At 52.6% G+C, this 19,473-nt stretch carries 11 protein-coding genes; 7 read left to right on the top strand and 4 right to left on the bottom strand.

Annotated features, from left to right (window positions below):
* Window positions 1-919 precede the first annotated feature (919 nt).
* The 6 genes from soxB (at window position 920) to LZ463_RS26040 (ending at window position 11,353) form a co-directional block, all read left to right on the top strand.
* Entirely contained in the window at window positions 920-2,638 is a 1,719-nt protein-coding gene (gene soxB / locus LZ463_RS26065; protein WP_241459243.1) for a thiosulfohydrolase SoxB, read from the top strand.
* A gap of 247 nt (window positions 2,639-2,885) precedes the next feature.
* Complete coding sequence (locus LZ463_RS26060; protein WP_241459242.1) at window positions 2,886-4,607, top strand: molecular chaperone HscC; 1,722 nt, start codon at window positions 2,886-2,888, stop codon at window positions 4,605-4,607.
* A gap of 30 nt (window positions 4,608-4,637) precedes the next feature.
* A complete protein-coding gene (locus LZ463_RS26055; RefSeq protein ID WP_241459241.1) occupies window positions 4,638-6,545 on the top strand; it encodes a tetratricopeptide repeat protein in 1,908 nt (635 codons plus the stop codon).
* Between the two features lie 42 nt (window positions 6,546-6,587).
* The gene (locus tag LZ463_RS26050) at window positions 6,588-8,333 is read left to right on the top strand and encodes a tetratricopeptide repeat protein (protein ID WP_241459240.1); all 1,746 of its coding nucleotides are present in this window, start codon (window positions 6,588-6,590) and stop codon (window positions 8,331-8,333) included.
* Window positions 8,334-8,514: 181 nt separating this feature from the next.
* Window positions 8,515-10,443: a tetratricopeptide repeat protein gene (locus LZ463_RS26045; RefSeq protein WP_241459239.1), complete on the top strand. Its 1,929-nt coding sequence runs from the start codon at window positions 8,515-8,517 to the stop codon at window positions 10,441-10,443.
* A gap of 445 nt (window positions 10,444-10,888) precedes the next feature.
* Window positions 10,889-11,353, top strand: coding sequence for a hypothetical protein (locus LZ463_RS26040; RefSeq protein ID WP_241459238.1), 465 nt, complete (start codon window positions 10,889-10,891; stop codon window positions 11,351-11,353).
* A gap of 124 nt (window positions 11,354-11,477) precedes the next feature.
* On the opposite strand, the gene LZ463_RS26035 is transcribed toward LZ463_RS26040, so the two are convergent.
* The 4 genes from LZ463_RS26035 to LZ463_RS26020 all read right to left on the bottom strand — a co-directional run bounded on the left by LZ463_RS26035 (window position 11,478) and on the right by LZ463_RS26020 (window position 18,347).
* The gene (locus LZ463_RS26035; RefSeq protein WP_241459237.1) at window positions 11,478-12,824 is read right to left on the bottom strand and encodes an MFS transporter; all 1,347 of its coding nucleotides are present in this window, start codon (window positions 12,822-12,824) and stop codon (window positions 11,478-11,480) included.
* Window positions 12,821-13,810 carry a PfkB family carbohydrate kinase gene (locus LZ463_RS26030; protein ID WP_241459236.1) on the bottom strand — a complete coding sequence of 330 codons (990 nt, stop codon included), beginning with the start codon at window positions 13,808-13,810 and terminating at the stop codon, window positions 12,821-12,823. Before LZ463_RS26030 ends, LZ463_RS26035 begins: the two co-directional genes overlap by 4 nt.
* Complete coding sequence (locus LZ463_RS26025; protein WP_241459235.1) at window positions 13,807-15,789, bottom strand: alpha-amylase family glycosyl hydrolase; 1,983 nt, start codon at window positions 15,787-15,789, stop codon at window positions 13,807-13,809. Before LZ463_RS26025 ends, LZ463_RS26030 begins: the two co-directional genes overlap by 4 nt.
* Window positions 15,790-16,034: 245 nt before the next feature.
* The gene (locus tag LZ463_RS26020; protein ID WP_241459234.1) at window positions 16,035-18,347 is read right to left on the bottom strand and encodes a TonB-dependent receptor; all 2,313 of its coding nucleotides are present in this window, start codon (window positions 18,345-18,347) and stop codon (window positions 16,035-16,037) included.
* Between LZ463_RS26020 and LZ463_RS26015 the strand changes: the two genes are divergently transcribed.
* Window positions 18,338-18,751 (top strand): hypothetical protein, encoded by a 414-nt coding sequence (locus LZ463_RS26015; protein WP_241459233.1) that lies wholly within the window; start codon window positions 18,338-18,340, stop codon window positions 18,749-18,751. The two genes, LZ463_RS26020 and LZ463_RS26015, sit on opposite strands and share 10 nt — an antisense overlap.
* Window positions 18,752-19,473: the final 722 nt, after the last annotated feature.

The following is a 19,473-nucleotide window of genomic DNA, read 5'->3' as shown; positions in this document are numbered from 1 at the left end:
GCGTGCTGCTCAAGCGGGAGGCACAGTGTTGAAAAGTGCAGGGTGGTGCAGTTGTTTGCGCTGGTGGAGTGACGGCAATCTTATTTACCGTTGCGTAGGTTGGGCTAGAGTTTTATCAGACCAACACTGGACCACAAAATTACTTGTGCTCTTTTCAACCGGTGCTCGTTGATGTCAGATCGCTGGTCGGGGTAGCCCGACAGCTGCTCACTTTTCTTGTTTCTGCTCCGTGCATTTTATCGGGAAAAGTAAGAAAAAATGTTTGGGAAGTAGACTGTTCTCTGTCGATAAACGGCAATCGTATTGTCGTCGCTCCAGCGCAGGCTGGAGCCCGGTGGCGTTTGTGGTATGCCGTATTATTGATTTGAGATGACGTTGAGGTTGATGACGGTTTTTTGTTCTTGTAGTCGTTTGCTGAGATTGCCGGTCGGGGGTAGCCCGACAGCTACTCACTTTTCTTGTCTCGCCAAGAAAAGTAAGCCAAAGAAGGCGACCGAGGCGTCTTGCCCCTTCGGGGTTCCCGATTGTGCAGTACAAAAAATGGGAAGATCCGAAAACTCGCTACGCTCAAACATCGGCTCTTCTTAAACCATTTTCTGTACAGCACAAATTGTGCTGGAGCGCAGCGTAAGCACCCGAAGGGCAAGTCTGCGGTCGCCTTTCTTTGAGTACTTTCTTTGGCGAAGCAAAGAAAGTATTTCGGCCGCCGCGCCGAGACCCGGCATGTATCCACGGAGGTTAGGCGTGTTATCGAAGTGCGATGGATTTTTAAAGCTATAGATATCTATCAATCAACACCCATTTCCATCCCAACCTTCCGCTTGAAGGGGAAGGAGATAAAAGCAGTAACTCTGTCTGCATGCTATTTGCGTCACAGCATGCAAGCGGGACAAAAAAGTAAAACATAGGAACCCTTATCATGTCCCTCAACCGTCGAGAATTCTTGCAAGTCATGGCCATCGCCGCTGCTGGCGGCATGCAGATTGATGCTGCGGCTGCGCTGGCGAATCCTGCTGCTGGCAAGTTGTATGACCTGCCTGCTTTTGGTAATGTGCACTTGCTGCATTTCACTGACTGTCACGCGCAGTTGTTGCCCCTTTACTTCCGTGAACCCAGCGTCAACCTGGGCATAGGTGCTGCATTCGGCAAGAGCCCGCATCTGGTTGGTGAACATTTGCTCAAGCAATTTGGCATCAAGGCCGGCACGCCGGAAGCGCATGCCTTCACTTGTCTCAATTTTGAACAGGCAGCCGCGACTTATGGCAAGGTTGGCGGTTTTGCCCATCTGGCGACGCTGATCAAGCGTATCAAGGCGAGCCGGCCTGGCGCGCTGCTGCTTGACGGCGGTGATACCTGGCAGGGCTCGGGCACGGCCTTGTGGACCAATGGGCAGGATATGGTGGACGCCTGTCTGAAGATGGGTGTCAACGTCATGACGGCGCACTGGGAAATGACGCTCGGTGACAAGCGCGTCAAGCAAATCGTTGAGAACGACTTCAAGGGCAAGGTTGAATTTCTGGCGCAGAATATCCAGACCAGCGATTTTGGCGATCCCGTCTTCGAAGCCTTTGTGATGAAAGAAATGAATGGCGTGCCGGTCGCTATCATCGGCCAGGCTTTCCCGTATACACCGATTGCCAATCCGCGTTACATGGTGCCCGACTGGACCTTTGGCATACAGGAAGAAAACATGCAAAAGACCGTCGATGCAGCCCGTGCCAAGGGGGCCAAAGTCGTGGTCGTGCTGTCGCACAATGGCATGGATGTTGACCTGAAGATGGCCAGCCGTGTGCGTGGCATCGATGCCATACTTGGCGGTCATACCCATGACGGCATGCCTGCTCCGGTGATTGTTGACAATGCTGGTGGCAAGACCCTGGTCACCAATGCCGGCAGCAATGGCAAGTTCCTTGGTGTGCTTGATTTTGATGTGAAAGAAGGCCGCATACAGAACTTCCAGTATCGCCTCTTGCCGGTGTTTGCCAACTTCCTGCCCGCCGATGCAGAAATGCAGGCGCTGATACAGAAAGTACGCGCCCCCTATGCCGACAAGCTCAGTGAAAAGCTGGCTGTCACAGAAGGCAGCCTGTACCGCCGTGGCAATTTCAATGGTAGTTTTGACCAGTTGATCGTTGATGCATTGATGGAAGTCAAGGGGGCAGAGATTGCCTTCTCGCCCGGCTTCCGCTGGGGGACCTCGTTGCTGCCCAACAGCGCCATCACCATGGAGCAATTGATGGACCAGACGGCCACCACCTATTCGCACACCACATTGACAGAAATGACCGGCGCTGCCATCAAGACCGTGCTGGAAGACGTGGCCGACAACCTGTTCAATCCCGATCCGTATTACCAGCAGGGCGGCGACATGGTGCGCGTAGGCGGCCTGACGTATGCGATAGAACCGGCCGCCGCCATGGGCAAACGCATACAGGACATGCGCCTGGGCGGCCAGGCCCTGGCCGCCGACAAGCTCTACAAGGTGGCAGGCTGGGCGCCGGTGGCGGAGGGCGTCAAAGGTGAGCCGGTCTGGGATGTGGTGGGGCAATGGTTGCGCACGCACAAAAAGATCAGCCCACGCAAACTCAATACCCCGCGCCTGATTGGTGTCGGCGGTAATCCGGGCATGCTCGCCTGAGAGCTTCTTCATATCAAAATGACTGGATGCTTTAACCAGTCATTTTCCTGTTTGCCTGATTTATTCTTCCGGTATTTTTAAGGTAATTCCTGTCTCTGCTTGTTCAACTCAAGGGTTGGGCATTGCTCATGCCTGAACCTGTCTGAAATTATTTTTGCTGCAAAGCGCAAAAATTGGCGATTTTGGTTTATGGTATGAGGCTTTGTCTGTCTTGAGTGTGGAATAGTCCGCAGGGAGTAGTTTTAGCATGATTATCGGTATTGATTTGGGAACAACAAATAGCCTGGTTGCAGTCTGGAAAGACGGCAAATCCCAGCTTGTGCCAAATGGTCTGGGCGAGATGCTCACACCTTCCTGTGTCAGTCTTGATGAAGACGGTAGTGTACTGGTCGGCAAGGCGGCTAAAGAACGCTTGCAGACACATCCTGAACGTACTGCCTCGGTATTCAAGCGCTACATGGGCAGCGACAAGAAGGTGCGGCTCGGTGAGCGTGATTTTCGCGCCGAAGAACTGTCTGCCTTTGTATTGAAGTCACTCAAGGCCGATGCCGAAGCCTTTCTGGGGGAACCGGTGACTGAGGCCGTCATTACCGTGCCTGCCTATTTTTCTGATGCCCAGCGCAAGGCGACCCGTACCGCTGGTGTTCTTGCTGGCCTGAAGGTTGAGCGCCTGCTCAATGAACCGAGCGCGGCCGCGCTGGCTTATGGCATGCACCAGCTTGACAGCGAAAGCCGCTTCCTGGTGTTTGACCTGGGTGGCGGCACCTTTGACGTATCGATACTGGAATTGTTTGAAGGCGTGATGGAAGTGCGCGCCTCTGCTGGAGACAATTACCTGGGCGGTGAAGACGTCACCAGCGCCATCGTTGACCTGTTCTTCCAGCGTAACAAACTCGACAGCAGCTTGCGCAACAACCCCATGTTCATGCAAAGACTGGGTGCCTCTGCCGAGGCCGCCAAGCGAGCGCTGTCGGGCGGTCAGCAAGCCAGCGTGCAGATACAGCTTGACGGTAATGATCTGCTGCTGGAGATAGATGAAGAGGTGCTCGATAAGTTGTGCGCCCCGTTGCTCAAACGCATGCGCGAGCCTGTGGAACGTGCACTGCGCGATACCAATATCCGCGCCCATGAACTTGACAGCATCGTGCTGGCAGGGGGCGCCACGCGCATGCCTGTCGTCAGGCGTCTGGTGACAATGATGTTTGGTCGCTTTCCCACCGCTGAAATCAATCCTGACGAAGTGGTCGCCATGGGTGCAGCCGTACAGGCTGGCCTGAAGATGAAAGATGCCGCACTGGAAGAAGTCGTCATGACGGATGTGGCGCCGTATTCACTCGGCGTAGCTGTCAGCGTGCGCCTGGCCGACGGCAAGTCTTCAGATGGCCACTTCTCGCCGGTCATCGAACGGAATACCGCTGTGCCGGTCAGCCGTGTCGGTCATTATCATGCCGTTGATCCGCGCCAGTCCTATGTGTTGCTGCGTATCTATCAGGGCGAGTCGCGCCTGGTCAAGGACAATATCCTGCTGGGGCAACTGGAGGTCCCCTTGCCGCAAGATGGTGAAAAAGCAGTAGATGTACGTTTTACCTATGACGTCAATGGATTGCTGGAAGTCAGGGCCAATGTCGACAAGAGCACGGAAAGCCATGTCCTTATCATCGAGGGCAATCCCGGCATGCTCAGCGATGCCGAGATCAAGCAACGCTTTATCGAACTGGAAAAAATCAAGATGCATCCACGCGATACACTTGAAATGCGTACCCTGCTGGCCAGGGCAGACCGCATTTACCAACAGGTGCGAGGTGATTTGCGCAACTGGCTTGGCATGCAGATTACCGAGTTTGAAGCAGTGCTGGAGACGCAGAATCCGCGTCTCATCAATCCAGCCAGGAGCAAGTTTTCAGACATGCTCAATTCAATAGAAAGCGACAGCCACCTGCATTCAGATTTTGATCCGCAGCCAAATTGAAGAGTGTGATTGATGTCCGTGAATTGACGCATGAATATCCCACAATTTTTTCGGCAGCACGGATTGCCTGCTGACGCCGATGAACGTTTGGTCAAGCGCACCTATGCGCGGCAACTGAAAAACATCGACCAGGAAGTTGACCTGAACGGCTTCCAGGCATTGCGTGAGAGTTACGAAGCGGCGCTGGCCTGGCTGGCGCGCAGAGCCAGCGAGCAATCGAAAAGAGATGCCAGCCTTACTGCTGATGATGTAGGGCAGGCGCAACAAGAAATCGATTTGAAAAAGAACAGGCAAGCTGCGGAAATCACAGCAACGACTGCGGCAGACGTTGGCGCTCCTGTTAATGAAATCCTGTCTGGGCAAGCACTGCCATTATCTGATGATCCTGGAGTGATGGCGAAGCAAGTACTGGAAGAGATGCTTGAAGACATGCGCGCGCGCCAGCATGACCAAACTTATACAGAAATACGTTTCGCACAAGCACTTGACGATGAGCGCCTGATCCATATGGATGCCCGTCGGTTGTTTGAACAGTTTATTGCCGCTTACCTGTTACAAGGCTGGCAGTTGGGTAATGGCGAATTGTTCCAGAACGCGACGGAATTGTTTGGCTGGAAAACGGATGCAAGACGGCTTCTCATCTTGGGAAAAGCAGGGGGCATCCTGGACCAGGCGCTTTTGGAGCAGGCCGAATTTGAGAAAAATAACGTTGCAGCACATGGGGCAGAATGGGATTTGCTGAGAAGAGCCAGGGAGGAGCGCAGTCCCGACCCACTTTATCTGGAAAAGAACTTTTCGCTCTTGTTACACCTGATTGAAAGATACCCGACGTGGACCGCTTTGGTATCGAGCCGCAAGAACCTTGAACACTGGTGCCTTGTTTATGATGCTCAGCAACAGAGTGCGATGGCTGCAGATCGACAAACAGGCACTGAGCCATTTGTACCGATGGCTGAGCGTCCTTATTTCAACATCAAAATCTGGTCTGGCTTCTTTGGCTGTTTCATGCTGCTGATGATTTTAGGCGGACTGATAAATACAAAGACAAGTACAAGTACTGATAAACCTGCCTACCGGCCGATTACTGAACCAATGCCGCATACGGGGTACTCTCCAGCATTGAAGACTGTAAGTCCTTCTATCCCAGGGACAATAAATGCACCGTTTTCGATGCCAGCACCGGCACAAACGGCAGTGCCGGATATGAATGTTAATCAAGCGACAGCCAGCCAATTATATGAGTTTGGCAATCAGTATATGGAGAAGCAGGGTAATTTGCTGCAGGCTATGCATTATTGGACACTGGCATCCGGAAAGGGGAATGCCGCCGCGTCATATAAATTGGCCTGGACATATGATGCAGGTAATGGCGGCATGCGGGATAGCACACTTGCCTATAAATGGTACGCAATAGCTGCCGATCAGGGACATGTGGAATCACAAAGTCGTCTCGGTGATTACTATTACTTTGGCATGCATGGTGTGATAAATATGGGCAAGGCATTTCGCTACTATGAAATGGCCGCCAGGAATGGCGTGCCACGTGCACAGGTACAATTGGCGGCGATGTATGACCAGGGGCAGGGGGTAGCTCCTAATCCCAAAAAAGTCCTTCCCTTGTTGCAGTCTGCGGCTAAAAGCAATCATGCCGGTGCTGAAGCCAATCTCGGCAATTTTTACCTGACCGGTGCTCATGGTTTGCCGAAAGACGTGGCAAAAGCAGTGTACTGGCTGAAAAAAAGCGCGGACCAGGACAATACCATGGCGCAGCGTCTGCTTGCGTCTGTATACGAATATGGCTTGGGTAAATACCCGGTTGATCTCAATGAGGCCGGCAAATGGTATCGCAAGGCTGCCAGCCTGGGCGACACCGAAGCCAACGCCAAAATGAAGAATTTGTGCAGGTCATTGGTATCGCCTGAATGCAGCAATTTTTAGAACGCACTTTATTCGTCACCTCAATAAATACCTGATCATCCTATGCAGCGTTTGCCAATTTTTTTTCACCAGTATGACTTGAATGCAGACGCGGACGAGCGTGCGCTCAAACGCGTCTATGCCAGGGAACTGAAAAAGATAGATCAGGAACATGATCTGACTGGTTTCCAGGAGCTGCGCCAGAATTATGAAGAAGCGCTGGCCTGGTTGAAGCAGCGGGAATTGACAGGCTCCCAGGAAGAAATTGAGATGGACGAGGCCGTCAGTGCCGAAGCCGGGCAGCAGGGTAGCCATCATCCCGCTACGGATGGCACTACGGTGCCGGAAAGCATGCCCGCAGCTGACCCGGAAGAAATGGCGCAACTGGTGTTTGAGGAAATGCTCAAGGATATGCGCGCACATGTGGATGATGAGGACTATGCGGGCAAACGCCTTTTGCAGACACTGGACGATGAGCGCTTGATTCACATGGAAACGCGGCTGAATTTCGAGAAGGTCATTGCATATTACCTGCTACAAGGCTGGCAGCCAGGCAATGGAGAACTGTTTGACGTTGCTGTCGAACAGTTTGGCTGGAAGAAGGACAGAAGGCGTTTGCTGGACTGGGGGCAAGCCGGACATATCTTGAGCCGCGCCCTTTTTGAACAGGCAGAATTCCATAAAAAGAGCAGTACCATCCGCGATGGGCAGTGGGCGCTGTTAAAAAAAGCACGTACAGAAGCAGTGCCTGAACACGCTTATCTTAAGGTCCATTTCAGCCTGATACAGCGTATGGTTGACCTCTATCCGACCTGGGTAGTGATGGTGTCGAATAAACAGAACATTGAGCAGTGGTATAAGGTAGTTGAAACCATGCACCAGCGAGAAGTGCGTATCAGCGAGCCGCAAGTTGCCTATGTTGAACAGTCTGAGCAGACTGGTACTGGTTCGAAAGGCAAGCAAAAATTTCTGCTGGGCTTTTTTCTCTGCATGCTCCTGGTTGCCTTGTTTTCAGGAAATTCAACAGTGACACCAACATCCACCGGCGAAACAGGCTGGAGCGTGAACGATGAGTTGCTGCCAGCGGATATCCTCTTTCGTAAAGGGCAAGACTATTTTAGCGGGCATGGCGGAATGCCGGTCAATATCAGCGAGGCCTTCAGGTATTGGAAACTGGCTTCAGACAAAGGTTACGCCAATGCGACGTATCACATGGCCTGGATTACGGATTTGGGTAATGGCGTAAGAAGTGATCATGCTCAAGCCTACAAATGGTATGAAATCGCGGCCGAGCAGGGCAACATCAGGTCCCAGGCCTTGCTGGGAGATTATTACTTCTACGGAAGAGATAAGCCAAAAAACATGGCCAAAGCCTTTCATTTTTATCAGATGGCGGCTTTACAAGGGCATGCGCCATCGCAAGTGCAACTAGCTGTCATGTACGATGAAGGTCTTGGTGTAGAAAAAAATCCTGAGAAAGCCCTGGCCCTGATTCAGTCAGCCGCTGAAAGCAAGGATGCCAACGCTGAGGCGAACCTGGGTAATTTTTACCTGAATGGGCAATATGGCTTACCCAAAGATATGGATAAGGCTGCTTTCTGGCTGTTGCGAAGTGCTGAGCAAAATAGCACAATGGGCCAACGCTTGCTTGCCTCCATGTACGAACGCGGGTTTGGGACGCAAGCCATTGATCTCGACCGCGCCAGTACCTGGTATGCCAGGGCAGCAAAGAAAGGTGATAAAACGTCGCAGGACAAGTTGAAGCTTATCTGCAAAAAGGGCAATTACACAGTTTGTCGCGGCGCCTGACTTTGACTTGTGCCTTACCGTGTCTGGCAACATGCGCATGAAACAAAATGCCAGGTTAAGTTCGCGGCGGCCATCAAAAAATGAGGGGCAAGAAATAAGCAAAGCTTGAACTGCTGGTGTCAGCAAACAAGTTTTTCCATTGCCCAACCACTGAATATAAACAGATCAATGTATGCAGTTCATGCAAAAATTACCCCGCTTTCTGACGCACTATGAATTGCCTGCAGATACAGATGAAAGAGCAATCAAACGCGTCTATGCCAGGGAGCTGAAAAAAATTGACCAGGAACTTGATAGTGCCGGGTTTCAGGATTTACGCGATTCGTATGAGATCGCTCTTTCCTGGGTGCGATGTCGCGACAGTTTTCAGGAGCACCTGCAATTAGAGGAACTCGTTCAGATCGAAGATGACGCTGTCCTTACAGCAGATGTTGAAGGCACTCCTTTACAGCAGGATTTGTCATTGAATGCTCCTGCATCAGAACCGCATGAGCATGACACCGGTCGTGGTGCGCCAGAGCAAGAGTCGGAACTTGTTGTTGATACTGGCCTACCCCTGCAATCAGAAACGCAGCAGCCTGAAGTTGCGGAAGTAAAAAAAATTGCTGAAAGATCACTCACACCAGAAGAGCTGGCAAAAACCATCTTCAGTGAAATGCTGGACGCCATGCGTTTGCATGTTGACGACGATGATTTTGCAGGACAGAACTTGATATTGCTGCTGGACGATGCACGCCTGTTTCACATGGAAACACGTCTGCATTTTGAAAGCATGCTGGCGCATTACCTGTTGCAGGGCTGGCAGCCTGGCAATGGCGAGCTGTTCGATACGGTAGTGCAAAGCTTTGGCTGGGAAAAAGACCGGCGGCGTTTGCTTAACCTTGGCAGCCCCGGATATGCAATTGACCGTGCCTTGACGGAAGCAGCAGATTTTTATCGCAAGGATAAAAAAGCACGGGCGATGCTATGGGCTCTGGTGAAAAAGATCAGGAAAGGAGATTCTCCCAACAGGTATTATCTCAAAGCAAATCTGGGATTGCTGCGACATATCCAGAGTTCTTATCCTTCCTGGTTACGCATGGTAACGAGTCAGGAAAATCTTGTTCAGTGGCTTGCGCAGGCAGAAGAAATGCAAAAGCAATATGTTGTCGGTGACGATCTGGTTTTATCCAAAGAAGTCGATACTGGCGTAAAGCCGGTATATTGGATAGTCATCGTCTGTATCGTCCTGTTTGGCATGTTTACCAACAGAGACAGATCACCACCAAAGTATCAGCCCGGTCAGTTCGCACCTGGTAGCCACATGTCGTTTTCTGTTGATACTCCCGATGCCATGTTGAGTTTGGAACAGAGAATGCAAAAAGCAGAGACCCTTTTGTCCATGAGTAAGGGAGACAAGGAAAAATTTTCTCAGGCCGTGCGTTCACTGCAAAGCGTGGCAGGTGCAGACAATGACAAGGCCGCCTATCGACTTGGCTGGCTGTATCGTGACAATAAATATGCACCTGCTGACAAAGTGAAGCAATATGCCTGGTTTCTCAGAGCCGCTGAGCTGGGCAATCTGCAAGCCAGTGTGATTGTTGGTGATCTTGTCATGGATGGTGTTAACGGCAAGGTCGATCACCAGGAGGCCTTGCAACATTATAAAAAAGCGGCTGACAAAGGGCATGCACTGGGGCAGTTCAAGCTGGCTTACATGATAGATCATGGCTTTGCCATCAAACGAAACGAGGCTGATGTTGCCCGCCTGATCAAGGCATCCGCCGATCAGGGGTTTGCTTATTCTGAATCCCTGATGGGGCAGTTCGCTTTGCGGGGCGAATATGGCTTTGAAAAAAATGAAACCAGGGCTGCCAACTGGTTTTCATTGAGTGCGAAACATGGCGACCCCAGTGGTGAACGTTACTTTGCGCAAGTCAACGAACGTGGATTAGGCGGCTACAAGATCAATCTGGCCGAGGCGGCGAAATGGTATGGCGTGGCCAGGGACCATGGTGACAAGGACGCCGCGAAAAGCCTGCAAAGCTTGTGCAAGAAACAGGAATTTGCTGCCTGTAAGCAATCATCTCCAAGTATCAATACGATCTCTGTCGTCACCAGGGCTCATTGACTGTTCATTGACTATTCATTGGCAGGCGCCAGATTCTCCGTTCCGGGATGACTGGTATCCATACCACTGTATTTGAATCATGAAGAAGGCTGGTCTCGATGAGGCAAACTGGTCATGTTGGCAGGCTGTTGTTTTATTTTATTGCAATTTTAATACATTAACAGGGGTGAGCTGAATTAAGGTTATGAAAAGACTATCTTTTGTTGAAATAATGTTTTTATAATCAAACACATGCTTTGCATTGGCTGGCCCGTTTGCGTTGGTGGCGCGCAGTATGGCATGTCATGGTGGGCAGTTTCGGCTGTGGCTGCTGCGCTTTTCTGCTGATTTGTGTATTTGTCGTCCAGAAACAAGAAGAATGCTTACCGTCTGGTTTCATTGCAGGTATTGAAATAAGGGGTCAATAATGGTGACGAAGGTAACTACAGTTGGTCAGGCCGCGCCAGTGGATGGTGTTGCCTGGCTAGATTTGAATCCGAATGCCAGAAAGGCCGCTCAGTTGCTGCTTAAGCAGTTTCCCAACGATATCAGATTCACAAGCGGACGCAGAAGCGCTGAGCAGCAGGCATCAGCGATGTCCAAGAATGTCGCCGCAAATAGAAAATGGATAGAACAGACCTATAAGGACACAGTTCAGCGAGCAGACCTGCAAAAATGGGTTGACGATCATCCTGAGGCAATGACTGCGGTGCAAATAGCCGCTGGCCTTGAAAAAATCATGGCCCTCTGGGCGGAGGACAAACTGCGCGGCTTTTCGCGGCATATGTCCGGCGATGCATTTGATGTTGCTCCTGTCCCTGGTCCCAAAGGTGCAGAAATCAAGGCAGCCATTCAGACACTGCCCAAACTCCAGTGGTACACATTTAAAGAAGGCGGGATCGAGATCTGGCATGCTCAATTTGAAGCCTGACTGACGAAGGCTTGGAAGCCGTAACACGCGTCAACGCATTGACGGCCACCCCTGATCTCCACAACTCGCGCTGCTTTTTAAAACTGGAGTAACTCTTGACGTGGCTCAGCCCGGTTGAGCATGCTCAGGTATTATTGGTTTTATGTATTCTTACTAATCCAACCGCCAGCGCCGCGCAGATCAGCAGGCCGCCTGCCAGCCTGATCACATTTTCCGGGTTGCCACCTAGCCAGGCATGGTAGTACAGGGGCAAAGTGAAAATCTGGATGATCATGGGGATGACGATGAACATGTTGAAGATGCCCATGTACACGCCGGTGCGTTCTGGCGGTATGCTGCCCGCCAGCATGATGTAAGGGTTGCCCATGATGCTGGCCCAGGCCAGGCCGATGCCGACCATGGGAATGAACAGCAGGGCCGGTGTGTGGATGGACGGTATGCCGAGCATGCACAGGCCAGCCAGTGTCAGACAGGTGGCGTGGCTGATTTTGGGGCCGAAACGGCGCGTGTACGGCACCAGGGCAAAGGCGGCGATGAAGGCGATGAAGTTATAGAAAGCGCCTATCTGCCCGTTCAATAAACCCGCTTCACGAAAACCGGCAGAACCAGGGTCGCTGGTATGGAATATCGTGCGGCCCAGCGACAGCATGATGTACTGCCAGTAGCAAAACATCGCGTACCACTGAAACAGTTTGACCAGGGCCAACTGGCGCATGGTAGGCGGCATTTCCTTGAAGGCCAGGGCAATTTCTGCCAGCGTGGCGCGCCAGCCTGTCGCCTGTTTTTGTATGTGGGCGATTTGCTCTGCCGTTAGTGGGATTTCTGGCGAGGTTTTCAGTGTCCACAAGATCGATGCGATGGAAAACACGGCGCCGATGACAAAGGCCGCAATGACGATATGCGGGATATGGTGACTGTTGACGGCATTGCTGTTCATGCCCAGCAAGACCAGGATCGATGGCGTCAGGTAGGCCAGGGTTTGCCCCAGGCCGGTGAAGGCGCTTTGCGTCAGGAAACCGGTTGAATGCTGGCTGGCGTCGAGCTTGTCGCTGACAAAGGCACGGTAGGGCTCCATCGTCACATTATTGGCGGCGTCCAGTATCCACAGCAAACCGGCTGCCATCCATAGTGTGGGACTAAAGGGCATGGCCAGCAGACCCAGGCTGCACAGGATGGCGCCGATCAAAAAGTAGGGTGTACGGCGGCCCCAGCGGGTGACAGTGCGGTCGCTCATCGCACCGATCAATGGCTGCACCAGCAAACCGGTGACCGGCCCGGCCAGCCACAGGTAGGGCAGGCTGGCTTCATCCGCACCAAGATAGGCGTAGATAGGGCTCATGCTGCTTTGTTGCAGGCCAAAGCTGAACTGTATACCAAAGAAGCCAAAGTTCATATTGATGATTTGCCAGAACGACAGCCTGGGCTTGCGCGCCGTGTGCAGCATGGTGTGGGCTGGGGCGGGGGCATTCATGCGGTGACTCCGGCACGGTGTGTTTCTGTATTCCAGCGCGCCTGCCATTGCTCATAGAAACCGGCGTCACTGGCAACTGCACCGCGTACACCGCAAATTGCCGCTGCGAACTGGTGGGCGCGTTGCAGGCTGACCGTCAGTGGCCAGCCACGCTGCATGCCCAGCAAGAAGATGGCGGAGAAGGCATCGCCACCGCCGACGGTGTCGACGACGACAATGTCAGTTTTCTCATCTGCATTGCGCAGGAACCGACCTGCCTTGTCCAGATAGGCATAGCCACGCTCACCCAGGGTAGTGATTACCGCCTGCAAGTCAAACATGTCGATCAATGCGGCCGCATGCGATGCTATGTCAGCATCCGCCAGTGGCTGGGGCGTGACCTGTTTTGGCAAGCCCAGGTACAGCTCTGCCAATATCTGCAATTCTTCTTCATTGACTTTCAGTATGTCGGCAAATTGCAGTGATTGTTCTATTGTCGTCAGACTGTATTGCATGGCGCGCAGATTAAGATCCAGGTATTTTGTCGCCTTGCTGCTTTCCAGCAGATGGTGCAAGCACTGGCGTGAGCATGCGCTTCTTTGCGCCAAGGTGCCAAAGTAGAATATACCGGTATCATGATCAGGACAGGCCATTAACCTGCTGTGCATGGCCTGTGCGCTGTCTATGTAATCATAGGCTTGTTCGTTCAGGATTTCAAAGCGATGGCTGGTCTTGTCATGTGCATCTTGTTGTGTCACCCTGACGCGGCCGGTGGGGTGCTGTTGATCCACCTGCAGGCCATCCGTGGCGAGCTTGAAGCGTTGCATGTCGGTGCGTATCAATCCGGCATTGGCATCCTGGCCTACCCGTGAAATCATCAGCGGGGCGCAGTCGAAATAGCCCAGTGTGCGTGCGACATTGAAGGGCGCACCGCCAACCACAGCCTGGTCAGGGAATTCATCGATCAGGATTTCGCCAAAGATGACGATGGCTTTGCTGTCTTTCATGCTGTTGTCCCTTGCATTGTTGTTTTCTCTATCAGCCATAGTTGCCCATAGGCGGGCACTTCCACTGCCTGGCCAGTGATGGTCTTGTCGAGCATATTCCGCCAGACCATACTCGTCAAATCCTTCATGCCGCTGCCTGCCAGCAGATCGGACAAGGCTACGCTGATGTGCTCATCGGAAAAATTGGCGATAAACATCAGCGGTTGTTCAGCGGTGCCGCGTATAAACGCCAGCAAGGCTGGCTGTTCAGGCTGCAATAACCGACGTGGTGCATCTGCCGCCAGTTGCGGTAATTGCCTGCGTAGCTGCAACATGTGGCAAAGCGCATTGAATACCGCACCGGTGTCACCCAGACAGCTATGACGCTGGCTGTACAGGTCTTCATTCCACTCTGGTCTGTGCAGCCAGCGGCTGTCTGCCGCCTGTGCCGGGACACATGTATAAGCTTCATCATTGCCCTGCGCCAGTTCATCCCCCATATAGATCAGCGGCATGCCGCCAAAGCAAAAGCTCAGACCGTATAACAGCAGCAGGCGTTGTCTGGCCAGTTGTTTCTCTTGCGGAGTTTGTGCGCTGGAAAAACCTGTCAAGGCAGATGCCATACCCACCGTACCATGGACGGCAGCCGGATCACTGGCCTGGAAACTTTGCCCGCGCGCGTAACTGTCGTTGCTACCATAGAAGCGCGATATGCCCGATAATCTATGCTGTATCTCTTCTGTTCCACTGGCTTCCAGGGCAGCTTCGGGTCGCAAGACATTCCAGCCTATGTCATCGTGGCAGCGTACATAGGTCAGCCAGCTGGCTTGCGCCGGCAAGGCAGGGGTGGCCTGGCAAACGCGGCGTACCAGACTGCTGTCCTGTTCTGCCAGTGCGGCCCAGGCGGCTGCCATCAGACTGGCGTGGTAAGCAAGATGACATTCCTTTTCCTGTACTTCAGTGCCTGTGCCCAGATAGGCAGGCAGTTCGGCAGTTTCCACTATGGCTTCGGCCTTGAGCAATACACCGGGTGCGGCAATATCAACCAGGCAGCGCAGCGCTTGCAGTATCTGGTGTGCTTCTGGCTGGTTCATGCATTTAGTGCCTGATCTTTTCCACAGGAATGCAGTCGAATCCAGGCGGAATGCTTCAACACCCCGGTTCGCCAGCCGCAGCAGGGCAGCAGCCATGTCAGCAAAGACGGCGGGGTTGCGATAGTTAAGATCCCACTGGTAAGGGTAAAACGTTGTCCATACCCATGCCTGTAATTGCTGTACATAACTGAAGTTGCCGGGGGCAACCAGGGGGAATACCTGGCCCAGATGTTCTTCAAACCGGTCAGGCTCTGTCCGGTCAGGGTAATGATAGAAATAGTCGCGATAGCTGGCGTCGCCGTTTTTGGCGGCCAGTGCCCAGGGGTGATCGTCGGCGACATGGTTGAGGATGAAGTCTGAACACAGGCTGATGCCTGCATGGCGCAGCGCTGCGCATAAATCTTCCAGATCCTGCATGTTGCCAAGACGCGGGTCTATGGCATCAAAATCGGCTATCGCAAAGCCGCCGTCGTTTTCACCTGCGCGGGCTTTTAAAAAAGGCAGCAGGTGCAGATAGGTGACACCCAGCTCCTGCAAATGGGGGATGCGTTGTTGTACACCTTTTAAATCACCGGCAAAGCGGTCTGCATAACAGCAATAGCCGAGCATGTTCTGACGGGTGAACCATTGTCGGTCCCGGCTTCTTTGCTGATCAAGTTCCAGCAAGTTGGCAGGCCGCATTGTGATGCTGTTACCCAGGGCTGACAACAGGCTCATCAACCATTGCTGGAATGCATTGCTGTCGGCAAACTGGCTGGCGTACAGTTGTTGCAGTACGTGTTGTAGTGCCGGGAAATGCTGTTCAAATCTTGTGGTGATGCGTTGATGCAAGTTCGGCGTGATGCCGGCAAGCAGCGCGTTCAGGAGTGCAGACTGGCATGCGGGTTGGTTTAGCGGTACAGACATGGTGCAGGCGATGCCTTAGAAAACTGAATAAGAAAAATGGCCCCCATCATGTTGGGGATGAAAGGGGCCCAAGTGCTACCAGGGACTTTTTAAATACTGATGGAGCTACTGCGCGACGCGATTTTGGGTCTGCGATGCTCATCGTACCGGAGTACGATTGCGCTTCTTAACCCAAACTAGCGCCGCTCGCTACGCTCCATCAGCATTTACATTTGCGCGTTAAAAAACACTGAAAAAACCAGGCATCAAAAACTATACTTAAGTGCTGCTTTGATACTGCGGCCATTGATGGACCTGGCGGCGTGGCCGTCGCCTTCTACTTCGGTGTAACCGATCTTGTTCGTCAGGTTGTTGATGCTGAGCGAGACCTGGACCTGGTCGTTGATGTTGTAATTGACGAAGGCGTTCAAGACGTTGAAGGCGGGCAGGATCAGGGTGTTGGCGTCGTCACCGTAAGACTTGCCTGTGCCTATCAGACTGCCACCGATGACGGCGTTGCCCATGGTGTAGGTGGGCGAAATCTGATAGGTGTAGCTGGCCTGGCGGCGCGGGGTCTTGCCGACCACGCTCTTGTCATTGGCTGCGGTGATGCTGGCATTGGTGTAGGTCAGGCCGCCGCTGACACGGAAGGCATCGTAACGATAGCTGGCTTCGACTTCCACACCCTTGGCGTCGTAATTGTTGGCAGTGAATTTCTGTGTGGTTGCTTCAAAGTTGGATTCTTCTGTCTTGGCCTGGAATACCGTGACAAAACTGCTGAAGCTGCCGGCTTTCCACTTCACGCCAGCCTCGGTCTGTTTGACGATATTGGTGCTGATCGGGGTAGAACCGTCCAGCGGGTTGCCAAACATGATGCGGTCGGCATTGAAGGCGATACCTTCACTGACGCGGCCAAACACGGCGATGTTGCTGTCGATGCGATAGTTTGCGCCAAAAGAATACGAGGTGTGATTGACACCGTAGCTGATGAATTTGGTATTGGCTGCACGGTAGCTCTGGTTGACTGCCTGGTTGAAGGTGCCGCTGGCGTCCTGCTTGTCGTAGCGCAGGCTGCCGTCCAGGTTCCAGTTGCCGCTTTCCCAGCCCAGGTTGGCATACAGGGCATTGGTCTTGTATTGCGCATCGATGTTGCGGTTGCAGCAGCCACCCCAGGTATCGGTACCCTGGGCCACCAGCCCCGGTGTGCCTGCGACAGTGCCATTCGAATTGAGCAGGGCAGGTTTGTCACCGCTGGCTTGCAGCAGGTATTGATTGAAGTTCCAGGTGACAGCCAGGTTTTGCAGTGATGAATACCAGCCTGCCGTGGTCGTGAATTTGCCGCTGCCAGTGTTGAATACCTGTGACAGCTTCATGTCATTGACGGTGCTGCCCAGGTCATCAATCGAGGTATTGAACACGGTTGCGGTGAAAGCTGCACCAGTGTAGGCCTTGCTTGCATTGGGGCCGGTGGCGTAAGTCATATTCGTTGCCATGGCGCCGCTGACACCCGCGTCGGCAGGGAAGATGGAAATGAAGCGACCGGTGTTACTGGACTTGCGGAATTTTTCATCGAGTGTCCAGCCGCCGCCCAGTTTCAGCGATGCTTCAGCACCAAAGGCATTATTGACGACATGCAGACCGTCGTTCACATTTGTCGCTATCCTGTTATTGTTTTTGTCGAGGACAATATCGCGTGTCCAGTAGGGCGAATAAAAACTGGCAGTGCGTGGGTCTATACCTGGTAGTTCAGAGATATTGCCATTCACCGTGCGTACTGGCACTGGCATGTTCATCGGCGTTTTGTCGTCCAGATGCTTGAAGCTCAGGCGCAGATAGCCATTGTCGAGTTCATGTGTGATATTGGCGCGCAACTGGCCGCCTTCTTCTGCCGTTACGCCAGCTGGGCGTGAGCTGTCGCCGCTGCGATAATAGCCGGCGATGAAGGCGCGCGTCTTCTCGGACAGTGCCGCACCATAATCAAAGTCAAAGCGGGTCTGGCTAAAATCCACACCCTTGCTGATGCCTATGCTGCCGCCTTTTTCTCTGCCGTTCTTGCTGATGAAGTTGATGATGCCGCCGGGTGAATTGGTCGCCATGGTGGATGCCGTACCGCCACGCACGACTTCCAGGTGGCTGAGGCTGCCATCGGCGCGCAGATACATGTCGGGTGTGACGAAGGCGATGTCGCCGAATTGCAGCAGCGGCAAGCCATCCTCCTGGAATTGCACATAGCGCGCACCACCGGCAGAGATGGGCACGCCGCGCACCGTCAGGTTGGCATTGCCTTCACCACCCGAAGATTCAGCACGTACACCAGGGATGGAACGCAGGATTTCTGCGGCATTGGTCGGCGCTGACTGGGCGATCTGGTCAGAGTCCAGCGTACTGATGGATACACTGGCCTTCATTTTCGATGTGCCGACTGGTGTACCGGTGACGATGACAGAATTCAGGTTCAGGGAATTCTTGTCCTTGTCTTGTGCGCTGCTATTGTCCTGTGCCCAGGCTGCGCTCATTTGCAAAAGGGCCAGGGAAATGACGCTGGCCATGCGCGTCATTTTGATGCGTGATGATTTCATTGCTGTCTCCGCTTTCATCATTGTTGTGTGGCAGTGCAGCTTGTGTGCTGTGCTGCCATGTCTCGTTACCTGTTTGCTTGCAGCAGCGTGTGCTGATACAGCGTGACAAAAAATCCCCGGCAATTTCCGCCGCGCTCTTTGGACGTGCAGGCTGGGGGACAGCCGTCGTACTCTATGGCGCTTGTTTGCGATTCCCTGGTTTGCCCGTGGCAAACGTTGCTGGTGACCTTTTGTGGTGCAGGTGTGATGAATTATCGTGCAAAATAAAAATCTTTGCAATCGATTGCAAAGATGCGGTGCAGCAGCAGGCTTTTATGTTTCTTTTAAGTAATTTGATATTGATGCGGATTGACCTGCCAGACGTGCTTTGGGCAAAGGTTTGCGTACTATGGGGAGATGGTTAGGTTTTTGCATTTGTTGTGCTTGCGAATTTGCCTGATATCTATGTTATCAGGATGTAGTTTTGATGCGACATTTTTGCGCGGATCTTTGTACTTTGTTGTGGTGCACAAATTTGCGTGTGCAAGATTCTTTGGTTTTTTTGACGTTTTCTGCGCCTTTCTTGCAATCGGTTGCATTTTGAGCTGATGCAGATGTGCATTTGTTGTGAGATTGCTTGGCTGTGGTATGAAAGTGTTGCCGTAAAGCTCACTCTCCTTCTAGGGGAGGGGTGGGGTGAGGATGGGGCTTCGATGATAGGCAGTGATTTTTGTTTTTAACCGATATTTGGCCGTTCTCTATTTTAAATCTGCGTGCGTTGATTGACGATTGCCGGCCGACGGTAACCTGGTGGCGGCTCACTCTTCTTGTTCCGCCAGGAAAAAATGCGTAAGAATATTTTTGACAGAAACTACCCCTTATCGATAACTGCAATCGTATTTTCGTCGCTCCAGCGCAGGCTGGAGCCCAACGGCGTTTGTTGTATGCCGTATTGTTGATTTGAGGTGATGTCGGTTTTATTTTTGATTCGTGCAATCGGTTATTGAGATTGCCGATCAGAGTGTAGGTTGGGCTAACGATTTATCAGCCCAACTCTTGCTCTCAAAATTAGCTTGCACAGTGTTGTGCGTGCTCAGCCTTTTTGTCTTGCATACGCTGATTGACGAATGCCGGTCGGGGGTAGCCC

Source organism: Undibacterium paludis (genome assembly GCF_022568815.1).
In the GTDB taxonomy this organism is placed as follows: Bacteria; Pseudomonadota; Gammaproteobacteria; order Burkholderiales; family Burkholderiaceae_D; genus Undibacterium.
Note: the sequence above shows the minus strand (reverse complement) of the source record. Positions and strands in the feature narration are given on the sequence as shown.